Origin of the sequence: Acinetobacter sp. TY2, assembly GCF_046269225.1 — a bacterium.
In the GTDB taxonomy this organism is placed as follows: domain Bacteria; phylum Pseudomonadota; class Gammaproteobacteria; order Pseudomonadales; family Moraxellaceae; genus Acinetobacter.
Window position 1 is genome coordinate 68,454 of record NZ_JBJZOR010000013.1, and the last position, 14,271, is coordinate 82,724.

Here is a 14,271-nt window from a genome sequence, read left to right on the forward strand (position 1 = left end):
AATACCGTATTCTCCATTAATTTTGGTAGCTACCACTCGAAATTATATGACCACTGGAATTACTATCCTCAGATGAGTTACTTTCACTTTCGCGAATGTAATTTTCAATGCTGTCATTGCTTATAGTTTGTGAACTTGAAGGCTGTTGATCTGGAACATAATCAGGTTCAACATTGTAGTGTGACGAGCCACATGCAGTTGCACGGTTCGGTACAGTATGACGTAGCATTGGAATATACATCGCATCACCACAACCTTGTGCGGATAATTCACCACTTGCGATATCAATCCATTGCCATTGCACATCATCGGTTTGACGCAAGTTGACAGGTTTTTGACGTAGTTGTTTCATAACATTGATCCAGACGGGTAGTGCCCCTGTAGAACCTGTTAATCCTGTAACTTTGTTATCATCAAGCCCAAGCCAAACGACAGCTAAATTGTTGCCTGAGTAGCCTGCAAACCAAGAGTCACGAGTATCATTGGTTGTACCTGATTTTCCTGCCAATTTAAGTTCAGATGAGAATGTATTGTAGGCAGATTTACCTGTACCTGATGACATGACCTGTTGTAAGCCATAATTCAAAATATACGCCGAAGAAGGTTCAATGGTTTGTTGTACATTCAAACCATAACGATCAAGTAAACGACCATTAGAGTCTGCAACAGTACGAATAGCTTTGACTGGATACTTAAAGCCACCTGTTGCAAAATTACCATAAATACTCATCATTTCCATAGGTGACATATCTACAGCACCCAAGAAAATAGAAGGATAGTTTGGAATTTTTGAGGTTACACCAAATTTAACAAGATTATTTTTAAATGTAGATAATCCAAACTCCTGTCCCAAGCGAACTGCAGACAAATTGTATGAATTTGCTAATGCTTGAGCGAGTGGAACATAACCATGACCCGATCCACTATAGTTTTTAGGCGTCCAAGATTTATTATTTTCAACGGGTATACTAATGGGTGAGTCTTCAATTTGAGTCGCCCAATTATAACGTCCCGATTCAATTGCACTTAAATAAATCACAGGTTTAAGCAATGAGCCGACTTGGCGTTTGGCATCAATTGTGCGGTTAAAGCCAGTAAAATCTTGTGTAGAACCGACAGCAGCAATTAGCTCACCATTTTCAGGGCGTGAAATGAGTACTGCACCTTGTAAATCTTTTAAGCGTTTCGGATTAGCACCTGCTAGACGTGCCACACTTTCACGGAAACTATTTTGCACACGTGTCTGTGCAACAGGATCAAGTGTAGTAAAAATACGTAAACCTTGATTGGTTAAATCGGTTTCTTGATATTCGGTTTTAAGTTGACGGCGTACAATATCAAGGAAATCTGGGAAGCGAGCAGTTCCAAGACTCGGTTTATCAACTATATTTAGTGCACGATTACTTTCTTTTTCAAACTGTTCAGGCGTCAAATATCCCATCACTAGCATATTATTGAGGACGACATTGCGACGTTTTTTAGCAAGTTCAGGGTTTTTCCATGGATTGTATAAGGTAGGACCTTGGACTAAACCAACAAGGAATGCTTGTTGGGAAATATTCAGTTCACTGAGCGGTAAACCAAAATAAAACTGTGAAGCCAAACCATAACCATTGACTGAATAATTACCGCTTTGACCTAAATTTACTTCGTTTAAATACGCTTCTAAAATTTCATCTTTACTGTAATGCAATTCAAGTAATAAAGACATAAAGGCTTCGTTAACTTTACGTTTTAATGTTTTTTCAGGAGTGAGATAGAAATTTTTAATAAGCTGTTGCGTAAGTGTAGAACCACCTTGACGCTTACCACCAGTGACGTTACTCACTAAAGCACGGGCAGTCCCACGAAAGGAAATGCCATGGTGGTGATAAAAATTACGATCTTCAGTTGCAATAAGTGCTTCAATTAAAGGCTTAGGGACTTTATCTAGCTTAATGAGGACACGATCTTCATTGTGTTGAGGGTAGATGCCACCAATCAACATAGGTTCAAGGCGTGCAATCCCTGTATTTGTTGGCTTTGTCGCTTTGACATCGGCAATCACATCATTGGCAAAAGTGACTTGTAAAATTTGTTCAGGGTCTACACTGTCACCAAAGTCAAAACCTCGGGTATGGACATAAAATGAATTGGCTTGTGCAACATAGCTACCTGGTTTGGCATAGCTATCACTGCCTTTATAGCCAAGTAATTTGAGTTCTTGTTCAAAATCATCTTGTGCTACTGGTGCATTGACATAGACTTCAAGGGGGCGTGCAAAAACTTTGGCAGGAATATCCCAACGATTACCTTCAAATTTATCACGAATGAGATTGTCGAGCCGAATCAAATACACACTGAAAGCCAAAAATGCGCCAATGATAAGCACACAAAAAATCAATGCAATAATGCCAATACCACGTTCAGACTTCATAAAGACAGATAAAACTCATATTTAATATGCTAATCATGCGAAGCTTTTTGTCATTTTGCAATAATAAAACTGTGAAATCATTTAAATTGGAGTTGTAAATAACAAGAATAGGTATGATATTTTTCTTGTGTCTTTTTAAAAATAATCCTGTTAGTGCTACTATAGTCATAATCACAGTGGAGTCTGAGCATACGTGCAAATATCAGCAAAGTCATTTCGCAATATTGGTTTAATCGGGCGACCTGATAAAACTTCTGTCGTCGATACCTTGTCATTGATTCATGATCATCTGCTCAGTCTAGGGTTACATCCTGTTTTTGATACTGAAACTGCTGCATTGGTGCCTTATCCAAATACGCAAGCCGTGAGTAAAAGTTTACTCGGAGAAGTGGTAGATTTGGTCATTGTGGTCGGTGGAGACGGTTCGTTACTTCATGCAGCGCGTGCGTTGGTCAAATACAATACGCCTGTATTGGGCGTGAACCGTGGTCGGCTTGGATTTCTGACAGATATTAAACCTGCTGAAGTTTTGTTTAAACTCGATCAGGTGTTAAAGGGAGATTTTCAGCTAGATCGTCGGTTTTTATTGGAAATGGAAGTTCGTAGCAATAATCAAACGATTTATGATGCCATCGCACTAAATGATGTTGTATTGCATTCAGGTCGATCTGTACATATGATTGATTTTGAACTCAATATTGATGGTCAGTATGTTTATAGACAACACAGTGATGGCTTGATTGTATCAACGCCGACAGGTTCGACAGCGTATGCATTGTCAGGTGGTGGACCTATTTTACACCCAAGTATGGATGCAATTGCATTAGTACCAATGCATCCACACACTCTATCTTCACGCCCAATTGTGGTGGGTGGACACAGTGAAATTAAAATCCAAATTCGTGAAAATCGTGTCTTACCCATGGTCAGTGCAGACGGGCAACATAGTATTTCTTTAAATGTTGGAGATAGTTTGCATATTCGTAAACATCCCTTCAAACTTATATTATTACATCCACCGGGTTATGACTTTTATATGGCATGTCGTACTAAACTCGGTTGGAACCAAGATTTTGACTCTTTTCAACAGCAGGATTGAACATGAATATTGAACAAATGCTTTCTATTTTGGATGCTGATATTGTTGAGCGTTTAAAAACCGCCGTTGAAATTGGTAAATGGCCAAATGGCGTGGTTTTAACTGCGGAACAACGTCAGATTTGTATGCAAGCGGTAATTGCTTGGGAACATCAAAATGTGGATGCCAAAGAACGCACAGGTTATATCGATAAAGGGCATAAGGAAGAAGATGAAGAGTGTGATTCTCATGTTCCAGAGCCTGAGTTTAAACCAATTCGTTTTGTATAATGTATTAAGTAAAAAGAATCATAGTATCATTCAAATGCTATGATTCTTTTGTAAGATCAAGCAATAAGATTAAAATCGATTCTTCCAGAGTTCTTTGCCCCTTGCCATTGCTTCATCAAATGAAGTTACAGCACCCATCGTATGCAGTGCTATTCCCATCGTTTCAGGCACAGCAATTTCACCATATTCATGGTTTTGCTTACCTTCCCAAACTGCTTTGAATACTGCTAAATCGAGTTCTTCTTCCGAAGGTGAACGGTTTTCGGTAAGTTTTGGTAATTCATGCTCATATTTTTCACCATTTTGAATCCCACAAATTAACGTCTTTGCATCAGGATTGCGCTCAAACTCCCCCCCTTCACCTTTAATCACAGCACTATTTTGATAACCCAATTGGAAAGCAGCTTGTTGATGTGAACTTCTGTAAGCAGGGTGGAAAATGGCTTGCATGGTGGCTTTGGCGTTAAAGGGATTAATGAGGCGAGCAAGCGTATGGATAGGGGAGCGTAAACCCATAACATTGCGAAGATTAATCAGATCACTTAAAGTTGGTGAAATAGCTTCTAAAGGCAAATAAGCAAAATTACGTTGCTTAAGTTGTTCCATAACTTCTTTTTCATTTTGGCAAATAGGAAAACCTAAATATTCTAAAACTTGTTCGGTATATAATCGATTAATTGTATGCCCTGAAGCGCCGTGCATTACTACTTTATAACCATGTTTTGCCAAGGTTAGTGCGGCAAGTAAAAACCATGGATAATGTTTACGCTTGCCAGCATATGATGACCAATCAAGATCGACATTAAGTGTTTGGAAATTCAATTGGTCTTTAGTTGCCTGTACAAAACCGTGTAACTCATCTACAGACTCTTCTTTGACCCGAAGCAACATAAGAAATGCGCCTAGCTGGACATCAAGAACTTCATCTTTTAAAATCATACGAAAAGCCTGATATGCTTCATCATAACTTAGTGATCTTGCACCATTTTTACCTTTTCCAACAATGCGAACGTATTGGGCAAAAGGGTGTTCAAAGTCTTTGTAAAGATTACGTTTTGTAGGCATAGGGAAATCTAAATTTTGAAAAAATAACTGTACTAACACTATGACATAAAAGTATGCAGAATAAATTGGATTGATTAATGTTCGACTAATGTCTAATAGGGAAATGTTTTATTTTTAAGCGATTTTAACAATTTCATGGGGTGTGGTTAGAAAAAATTCATTAAACTAATCACATTAATTTCTATTATTCATCTCCTATTCCCACTTTTTAGTTTTTTCTTTGTAGAAAAACTGAAATAAAGTCGATGACATTAGTCTCTATATGTAGTTGTGATGTTTCGGAATACTTTGATTTTTCGAGTGTATTTTTGTTTTAAAAAATGTTTGCCTTTGTGTTTTACAAAGGTTTTTAGGGCTACGTATCTTATAGATATGTGAAATTTTTGAATATTTATTTCTGTGCTGAGCAGCAATAAATATATAATGATGAAACTCTTATGGCTAAACAACCTTTGTATAAGTCACTATATTTTCAAGTGATTGTTGCCATTATTGCTGGTGTGTTGGTTGGACATTTTTATCCAAGTAGTACGCAGATAATTAATGGTGTAGAAAAAAATATCCCAGGTTTAGGTGAGCAACTTTATCCATTGGGTAAGGCATTCATTAATCTGATTAAAATGATTATTGCTCCTGTAATCTTCTGTACTGTCGTGAGCGGTATTGCGGGTATGGAAAGCATGAAATCTGTAGGTAAAACAGGCGGTATCGCTTTGCTTTACTTCGAGATTGTATCAACAATTGCACTGCTCATTGGTTTGTTAGTGATTAACATTGCCAAACCAGGTGTAGGTATGAATGTTGATCCAAGTAAATTGGATACTTCAGGTATTTCTAAATTTGTAGAAAGTGGTGCATCACAGTCAACGCTTGATTTCTTTATGAATATCATTCCAAACACAGTGGTTGGTGCATTTGCAGAAGGTGAAATTCTGCAAGTATTACTTTTTGCTATTTTATTTGGTTTTGCTTTGCATAAACTCGGTGAAGCAGGTAAACCTGTACTGAAGTTTATTGATCAAGTTTCACATGTGTTCTTTAACATTGTAAATATGATCATGAAGCTTGCTCCGATTGGCGCTTTTGGTGCAATGGCTTATACCATTGGCAAATATGGTATTGGCAGTTTGGCTCAATTAGCTCAGCTAATTATTTGCTTCTATATCACGTGTTTGCTCTTTATTTTCTTAGTATTAGGTACTATTAGTCGTATTTGTGGTTTTAGTATTTTAAAAATGATTCGCATGATTCGTGAAGAGTTACTTATTGTATTGGGTACGTCTTCATCAGAGTCAGTGTTGCCACGCATGTTGAAAAAACTTGAAATTGCGGGTTGTGAAAAGTCTGTTGTAGGTTTAGTTATTCCAACAGGGTATTCATTTAACTTAGATGGTACATCAATTTACTTAACAATGGCGGCGATCTTTATTGCCCAAGCGACCAATACTCAACTTGATTTATCACATCAAGTGACTTTACTTTTGGTGTTATTAATTTCATCTAAAGGTGCGGCAGGTGTAACAGGTTCAGGCTTTATTGTTATGGCGGCAACTTTATCAGCTGTGGGACATATTCCTGTTGCAGGTTTGGCGTTGATTTTAGGTATTGACCGTTTCATGTCAGAAGCACGCGCTTTGACTAATTTGGTTGGTAACTCTTTAGCAACTATCGTTGTTGCGAAATGGGTTGGACAGTTAGACACTGAAAAACTTCAACACGCATTGAATAATCCTGAAGAAGTGGATCGTAAAATGCTTGAAGAAAATAACCAAGCCCATGCTTAAAATTTAAAATTCAAAGCGATTTTATAGATGAAAAAATTAAGGAAGCTGCTGCTTCCTTTTTTTATGCTGAAATTTGAATAGAAAATGAGTCTAGATTTTATTTTATCAGATAATAAAACAGGACGCTTCAAGTCCTGTTTTCTTTAGAAGTGGATTTTAAAACAATGTAGATGTAAGGTTTTAATCTTGTGGAATAGATTGATTTTTTTTCAATGTACGATCAAGCTGTTCTTTATTTAAAGCATTGTCCCAACGCGCCACCACAATTGTTGCACAAGCATTACCGACAAAGTTAGTCAGTGCTCGACATTCCGACATGAAACGATCAATACCTAAAATTAATGCCATACCTGCAACAGGTACAGCAGGAACAACGGATAATGTTGCGGCAAGTGTGATGAAACCTGCACCTGTTACACCTGCAGCACCTTTAGAGCTAATCATGGCGACAAGAAGCAATAAAATCTGATCCTGTAGATTTAAATCAATATTACAAGCCTGTGCAATAAATAGTGCAGCCATGGTCATATAAATGTTTGTTCCATCTAAGTTAAATGAATAACCTGTAGGAACGACCAAGCCGACGACTGATTTTTCACAACCCGCTTTTTCCATTTTACGCATGAGTGATGGAAGTGCAGCTTCAGATGAAGACGTACCCAATACAAGCCATAATTCATCTTTAATATAACGAATCAAATCAATAATAGAGAAGCCATCATAACGAGCAACTGCACCTAAAATGACGAGAACAAAGAGTAGTGCAGTAAAGTAGAATGTCAAAATGAGCATGAATAAATTACCAATACTATCAATTCCATATTTACCTATTGTGAATGCCATCGCACCAAAAGCACCAATAGGTGCAAACTTCATTAGCATGCCAACAAGGTGGAAAATTGGTGCAGTTAAATGATTAAGGAAATCGACAATGGGCTTGCCTTTTTCACCAATTGAAGCGAGTGATAAGCCAAACAGAACGGCAACAAACAGCACTTGTAAAATGTCTCCACTTGTCAGTGGGCTTGCAAGGGTGGTTGGTAGAATATTCATCAGGAAGTCTAAGATTGATGCATCGTGTGCTTTCTCAGAATATTCGGTAATTTTATCGGTTTTTAATGTTGAAGGGTCAATGTTCAAGCCTTTACCAGGTTGAACCAAGTTTGCAACAGTCATACCAACAATCAATGCAAGCGTCGAGAAGGTCAGAAAGTACAGCATGGCTTTACCTGCTACACGTCCCACACTTGCCATATGGGTCATACCTGAAATTCCTGTCACAATAGTTAGGAAAATTACAGACGTAATAATCATTTTAATAAGTTTAATAAATGCGTCACCAAGTGGTTTGAGGCTTCTCCCGACATGGGGATAGAAGTGACCGAGTAAAATACCAATTACAATGGCTGCAATTACTTGCACATAAAGTACTTGGTAGAATTTTTGTGGCTTTTTTGAATGTTCACTTTGAGTATCTGTTTATATTTCCATGTTGATTCCTTTCACCAAATTGATTCCTTTCACCAAATTGATTCCTTTCACCAAATTGATTCCTTTCACCAAATTGATTCCATTTGGTATTTATTTAAAAATATCACTTAAGACTTAATCAATTAAATAAATATTGCTTGTTGTTTTAACGTATTGATTTTAAATAGATGTACTTAAACAACAAACACATTGATTAGATTAATTAAAGTATTAAATTAGATATTATTTATTAAAAAATATTAGGTATTTGTATTTGATATGATTTGTATATTATTTTTATTTATATGAATTTTATTTATTTTTGATTTGACTTGTTTATTTTGATACATTCATTTTTAGAAAAAAATTGAATAAACTGTCTTAAAATGCTTTTAACCTATTTTGATTTGCGATATCCGTTATATATTTCAGGTCTTAATTTAAGTTTTACTGATAAAAAGGTGATATGCGGCACATTTTTATGTATTGGGCTACATCGAGATTAAAAATGACCACAGGTTTCATGTTTTTCATTTCAAAAATGATTAGGATGGCTGTGATAACAATCAAAAATTTCGTGATACAAGGAAAATGTAATGCTGGCTTATGATGCTGATTTGGAATTATTCAAGGACAATTTTAAACGTTTTATGAATGAGCACATTGCTCCTCATTATGAGCAATGGGAGCGTGAAGGAATCATGCCTCGTTCAGTGTGGACACTGTTGGGTGAAAATGGCTACCTCTGTGTTGATGTGCCAGAAGAATACGGTGGTTATGGTGTTCCAACAGAATATTCGCTTATGTTGGTCGAAGAATCGGCACGTGCAGGCTATGGCTCATTATCGACAGCAATTTCGTGTCACTCTGAAATTGCAGGACCGTATATTTTAAATATTGCTAATGAAGAACAAAAGCAATATTGGTTGCCAAAAATGGTATCGGGTGAAGTGGTTGGTGCAATTGGTATGACTGAGCCGGGTGCAGGTTCTGACTTACAAGGTATGCGTTCATCTGCTATTTTAAATGGTGATCATTATGTTTTAAATGGTTCTAAAACTTTTATTTCCAATGGTCAGCATGCAGATTTAGTGGTTTTAGCGTGTAAAACAGATCCACAAGCACGTGCAAAAGGTGTGTCATTACTACTTGTAGATACGCATTTAGATGGTTTTAAGAAGGGTACAAACTTAGACAAAATCGGTCTGCATTCTCAAGATACATCTGAATTATTCTTTGATAATGTCAAAGTGCCTGCCAACCAATTATTAGGAAATGCAGGGCAAGGTTTTGCTTATTTGATGCAAGAGCTTCCACGTGAACGTACAGCAATTGCAGCAACTGCATTGGGCGCAATTCGTGGTGCGATTGATGTGACAAGTAAATATGTGAAAGAACGTCAAGCTTTTGGTCAGGCGATTGGTAACTTCCAAAATACACGTTTTGTTCTTGCTCAAGCGAAAATTGATGAGCTTGCAACGGCGGCATTTTATAACCAAAACTTGGCTTTATATAAAGAAAATAAATTGGATGTTGAAACAGCAGCAGCATTGAAAAGCTTTAGTTCAGATATGCAGATGAAAGTGGCAGATAGTTTACTGCAACTTTTCGGTGGTTATGGCTATATGGTTGAATACCCAATTTCACGCTTCTTTGTTGATGCACGTATCCAACGCATTTATGGTGGAACAAATGAAATTATGAAAGAAATTGTGGCACGTGGCATGATTGGTCGATAATTTCGATACTTGATCTAGACTCCAAAAATAAAGATCAAGCTATCCAAAGGTAGCTTGATCTTTTTACATATATACAGGCTGATCCATCAAAAAAAGCAGAAACTTGATTCTTAATAAAAAAATTAAAAAACAATGTAGTAAATGATTAATTCCTTAAAACACTTAAACATTCATCAATAAAAATAGGTAGCTCAAAGGTCGAACGTGAGGATATATATAGATTATTGTCATTGACTACTTCATGATCAAAAATGACAGCCCCAGCATCTTTAAGTTCTTTAATCGTTTCATGAATAGAGGTTAAGCGTCTACCAATAGCAATCTGTGCATCGATGAGTAAATGCGGACTATGACAACACAATAAAATAGGTTTTTGTGCGTTTGCAAAACTGCGCAAAAAATCGATAAAGCGCTGATCTTTTTTCAGGTGATAGGGTGAGTGCCCACCAGGAATCATCAGTGCATCAAAGTCTTGGACTGAAATGTCATCAATACCTAAATCAATACTCACAGAGGATTTTCGTTGCTGACTATAAATGATATTGCCAGCCTGCTTTTCAATGTTGCGTACACTATGACTTGCTGCACGAAAGGCTTCTACAGGAGCATGATATTCAATATCTTCAAAGTCTTGGGTGACGAGAACAGCAATACGTTTATTCATTTTTTTTCTCGCACTACTTTTATTTTAATAAGCATACGAAATTTTGAGCAAAAATTATTATATGCATTTGTTGTTGAATCGTTATGTAACGTAATTTTAACCAAGTCTATGTATTTTTGTGCAAATTTTTCTGATTTTACGAATTTTTATAGAGAGAACTGCTAAAAAGTAAAAAATGATTTTGTTCATCTGTTTTGGGGTGATGAATTATTGTTTTATTGCAATAAGCTGTTGGATAAAAGGCGTATTGCACAACAAATCGTACTGAACTATTGTTATACTATTTAAACTTAAAACCTCGGGTAATCTCGATTTTCATAGGGCGATATAACAATGATCAACGTTGATCAACAAGCAACCTCTCTCGATCTTTCTCAAATCCGTGACGATATTGATTCTGTCGACCAACAGATTCAACAACTGATCAACCGCCGTGCCAAATTGGCTGAAGCTGTCGCAAAAGCGAAATTTGCAGCAGAAGAGAATCCGTTGTTTTATCGCCCTGAACGTGAAGCTCAAGTTCTACGAAATGTGATGGAGCGTAATGAAGGCCCGTTGTCCGATACAACTATGGCTCGTTTGTTTCGTGAAATTATGTCGGCATGTTTGGCACTTGAAGCACCGCAAAGCATTGCATTTTTGGGCCCTGTTGGAACATATACGCATTCAGCCGTATTGAAACATTTCGGTCAAGATGCAGTGGTTCGTCCATTGCCAACCATTGATGAAGTGTTCCGTGAAGTGGAAGCGGGTAGCGCGCACTACGGTTTAGTGCCTGTAGAAAACTCGTCTGAAGGCGTTGTGAATCATACTTTAGATTGTTTTAAAGCATCACATTTGAATGTCATTGGTGAAGTTGAATTGCGTATTCATCACCAATTTTTAGTGTCTTCAAATACGCGTAAAGATAGTATTAAACAGATTTATGCTCATCAACAAACTTTGGCACAGTGTCGTGGTTGGTTGGATGCACATTATCCAGGTGTAGAGCGAGTTGCACTCAGTTCAAATGCAGAAGCTGCTCGTCGTATTCGTAATGAGTGGCATTCAGCAGCGATTGCATCAGATGTGGCTGCAAGTATTTATGATCTTGAAATTTTGCATGGCAATATTGAAGACAATCCTGAAAATACGACACGTTTCCTTGTGATTGGCCGTGAAAAAGTGCCGCAAAGTGGTAATGATAAATCATCATTACTCATTTCTGCACATGACCGTGCAGGAGCGTTACTTGAGATTCTTGCACCATTTGCTAAACATAACATTAGCTTGACCAGTATTGAAACTCGTCCTGCGTTACCTGAAAAATGGGCTTACGTGTTCTTTATTGATCTTGAAGGTCATGTAGAACAGGACAATGTAAAAGCTGCGATTGAAGAAATTCGCCCATTAGTGAAAGAAGTGCGTGTATTGGGTTCATACCCAATTGCTGTACTTTAAGTTTAGGTTGAAGGTCTGAAATAGCATCATGTCACAACCTATGTTTAAAAAAGTTGCGTTTATTGGGCTTGGGCTAATAGGTTCAAGTCTTGCTCGGGTAATTCTTGCGGAAAATTTAGCAAATACTATTGTTGCTTCAACACGTTCGAAAAAAACCTTGGAAGATGCCAAAGCTTTAGGATTGATTTCTGAAGGTTTTACCGATCCTGCCGATGCAGTGAAAGATGCTGATTTAGTGGTTTTAGCCTTGCCTGTTCGTGCAACGCAAAAAGCACTTGCAAGTATTCAGCCTTATTTGTCAGAAAACTGCATTATTACTGATGTTGGAAGTACCAAAGGTAATGTGGTTGATGCAGCTAAAGCTGTGTTTGGTGATGTACTACCTGTTGGGTTTGTTCCGGGACACCCAATTGCTGGTGCAGAACATACAGGTGTGCATGCAGGTAAAGTCGATTTATTTGCCAATCATAAAGTGATTCTCACGCCATTACCAAGTAGTGCAGATTGGGCAGTGAATAAATTGATTCAGCTCTGGCAAGCAGCGAAAGCCGAAGTTATTTGTATGGATGTGGAAAAGCATGATGAAGTGCTTGCGCATACGAGTCATTTACCACATTTAATGGCATTCAACTTGGTTGAACAACTTGCAAATCGTGAAGATAATTTCGATATTTTTCGTTATGCAGCAGGTGGTTTTCGTGATTTCTCACGGATTGCAGCGAGTGATCCACAAATGTGGCATGACATCTTTTTTGCTAATAAAAAAGCAATACTCAATGCTGTAGATGGATTTGAAGCTCAACTTAAAACATTACGCCAACTCATTGAAAATGAAAATTCACAGGCATTGATGGGATTGCTCGGACATGCTCAAGCAGCACGTCAACATTTCAATCATATGCTCGCTCAAAAACCTTTGATGGAGAAAAATAAGGTGACACAACAATTTACCATTTTGCCAGGTGATAAGACATTTAAAGGTAAATTTACCGTGCCGGGTGACAAATCAGTGTCACATCGCTCCATCATGTTTGGTGCGATTGCAGAAGGCACAACGCATGTGACAGGTTTCCTTGAAGGTGAAGATGCACTTGCAACTTTACAAGCATTCCGTGATATGGGCGTGAGTATTGAAGGTCCTAAGAATGGTGAAGTAACCATTCATGGTGTTGGTATGAATGGTCTAAAAGCACCGAAAACTGCACTATATATGGGGAACTCGGGTACATCAATGCGCTTGCTTTCAGGCATGTTGTCGGCTCAAGCTTTTGACTCTGTGATGACAGGTGATGCATCACTTTCTCAACGCCCAATGGAGCGTATAGCGAAGCCTTTACGTGAAATGGGTGCACAAATTCAAACGACAGGTGAGCGTGGTACGCCACCGATTTCGATTACAGGTGCACAAGCTCTAAAAGGCATTCACTATGATTTGCCAATGGCATCTGCACAAGTGAAATCAGGGATTCTATTGGCAGGTTTATGGGCTGAGGGCGAAACTTCAGTGACTGAACCTGAACCTACTCGTGATCATTCAGAACGTATGCTTCGTGCTTTTGGTTATGATGTAAAAACTGAAGGCAATCGTATTTCGCTACAAGGAGGTGGAAAATTAGTGGGGACTGACATTCAAGTACCCTCTGATATTTCTTCTGCTGCGTTCTTTATGGTCGGCGCTGCCATTACCAAAGGTTCGGATGTAACGCTTGAAGCAGTGGGTATTAACCCGACACGTACTGGTGTAATTGAAATCCTAAAACAAATGGGTGCAGATTTAACCGTTGAAAATGAGCGTATTGCAGGCGGTGAGCCAATTGCAGACATTCGTATTCGCGGAACACGTACACTCAAAGGCATTCATATGCCAGAAGATCAAGTACCATTGGCAATTGATGAATTTCCATCACTATTTATTGCGGCTGCATGTGCAGAAGGGCAAACGATTTTGACGGGTGCTGCTGAACTTCGTGTAAAAGAGTCCGACCGTATCCAAGTGATGGCAGATGGGTTAAAAACCATGGGGATCGATTGTACACCAACTGACGATGGTATTATTATTGAAGGAAAAGGCAAATCAGGTGAGTGGGGTGCAATCTTCACAGGTGGGGAAATTGAATCACACCACGATCATCGTATTGCCATGAGCTTCTCAATGGCGGGTTTGCGTAATTCGGGTGAAATCAAAATTGTTGGTACAGAAACAGTTGCAACGAGCTTTCCAACATTTACGCAATTGACCAATCAAGCGGGTTTGCAGATTCAGGTGACTGAATAAGTTTCAAACCAATTTAATCGCTAATCTTTGGTCTAGTTTTTGTATATTTG

9 protein-coding genes and 1 pseudogene are annotated in these 14,271 nt (G+C 38.0%); 6 read left to right on the forward strand and 4 right to left on the reverse strand.

Translation table 11 applies throughout. The features are described 5' to 3' along the window. Positions 1-16: 16 nt before the first annotated feature. Positions 17-2,416, reverse strand: a complete 2,400-nt coding sequence (mrcB, locus tag ACK1JC_RS10025) for a penicillin-binding protein 1B (protein WP_409511724.1) — start codon at positions 2,414-2,416, stop codon at positions 17-19. A gap of 193 nt (positions 2,417-2,609) precedes the next feature. Here mrcB and ACK1JC_RS10030 point away from each other — a divergent pair, with 193 nt between their 5' ends. Together ACK1JC_RS10030 and ACK1JC_RS10035 are read left to right on the forward strand one after the other, a co-directional pair. Further along, a complete protein-coding gene (locus ACK1JC_RS10030; RefSeq protein WP_409511725.1) occupies positions 2,610-3,515 on the forward strand; it encodes an NAD(+) kinase in 906 nt (301 codons plus the stop codon). Between the two features lie 2 nt (positions 3,516-3,517). After that, positions 3,518-3,784, forward strand: coding sequence for a YeaC family protein (locus ACK1JC_RS10035; RefSeq protein ID WP_409511726.1), 267 nt, complete (start codon positions 3,518-3,520; stop codon positions 3,782-3,784). Positions 3,785-3,853: 69 nt separating this feature from the next. Here the strand turns inward: ACK1JC_RS10035 and ACK1JC_RS10040 are convergent, their stop codons facing one another. Then, complete coding sequence (locus ACK1JC_RS10040; RefSeq protein ID WP_409511727.1) at positions 3,854-4,849, reverse strand: glycosyl transferase family protein; 996 nt, start codon at positions 4,847-4,849, stop codon at positions 3,854-3,856. A 437-nt stretch (positions 4,850-5,286) separates the two neighbouring features. Between ACK1JC_RS10040 and ACK1JC_RS10045 the strand changes: the two genes are divergently transcribed. Next, entirely contained in the window at positions 5,287-6,633 is a 1,347-nt protein-coding gene (locus ACK1JC_RS10045) for a dicarboxylate/amino acid:cation symporter (protein WP_409511728.1), read from the forward strand. Positions 6,634-6,813: 180 nt separating this feature from the next. Here the strand turns inward: ACK1JC_RS10045 and ACK1JC_RS10050 are convergent. Beyond that, a pseudogene (locus ACK1JC_RS10050) lies at positions 6,814-8,097 on the reverse strand (dicarboxylate/amino acid:cation symporter); the annotation flags it as partial. Between the two features lie 602 nt (positions 8,098-8,699). Between ACK1JC_RS10050 and ACK1JC_RS10055 the strand changes: the two are divergent. Beyond that, complete coding sequence (locus ACK1JC_RS10055; protein WP_409511729.1) at positions 8,700-9,842, forward strand: acyl-CoA dehydrogenase family protein; 1,143 nt, start codon at positions 8,700-8,702, stop codon at positions 9,840-9,842. A gap of 145 nt (positions 9,843-9,987) precedes the next feature. Here ACK1JC_RS10055 and ACK1JC_RS10060 read toward each other — a convergent pair whose 3' ends face one another. Beyond that, entirely contained in the window at positions 9,988-10,506 is a 519-nt protein-coding gene (locus tag ACK1JC_RS10060; RefSeq protein ID WP_409511730.1) for a DJ-1/PfpI/YhbO family deglycase/protease, read from the reverse strand. A 333-nt stretch (positions 10,507-10,839) separates the two neighbouring features. Between ACK1JC_RS10060 and pheA the strand changes: the two genes are divergently transcribed. Together pheA and ACK1JC_RS10070 are read left to right on the forward strand one after the other, a co-directional pair. Continuing rightward, complete coding sequence (gene pheA / locus ACK1JC_RS10065; RefSeq protein WP_409511731.1) at positions 10,840-11,946, forward strand: prephenate dehydratase; 1,107 nt, start codon at positions 10,840-10,842, stop codon at positions 11,944-11,946. Between the two features lie 28 nt (positions 11,947-11,974). After that, positions 11,975-14,221 carry a bifunctional prephenate dehydrogenase/3-phosphoshikimate 1-carboxyvinyltransferase gene (locus ACK1JC_RS10070; RefSeq protein WP_409511732.1) on the forward strand — a complete coding sequence of 749 codons (2,247 nt, stop codon included), beginning with the start codon at positions 11,975-11,977 and terminating at the stop codon, positions 14,219-14,221. Positions 14,222-14,271: the final 50 nt, after the last annotated feature.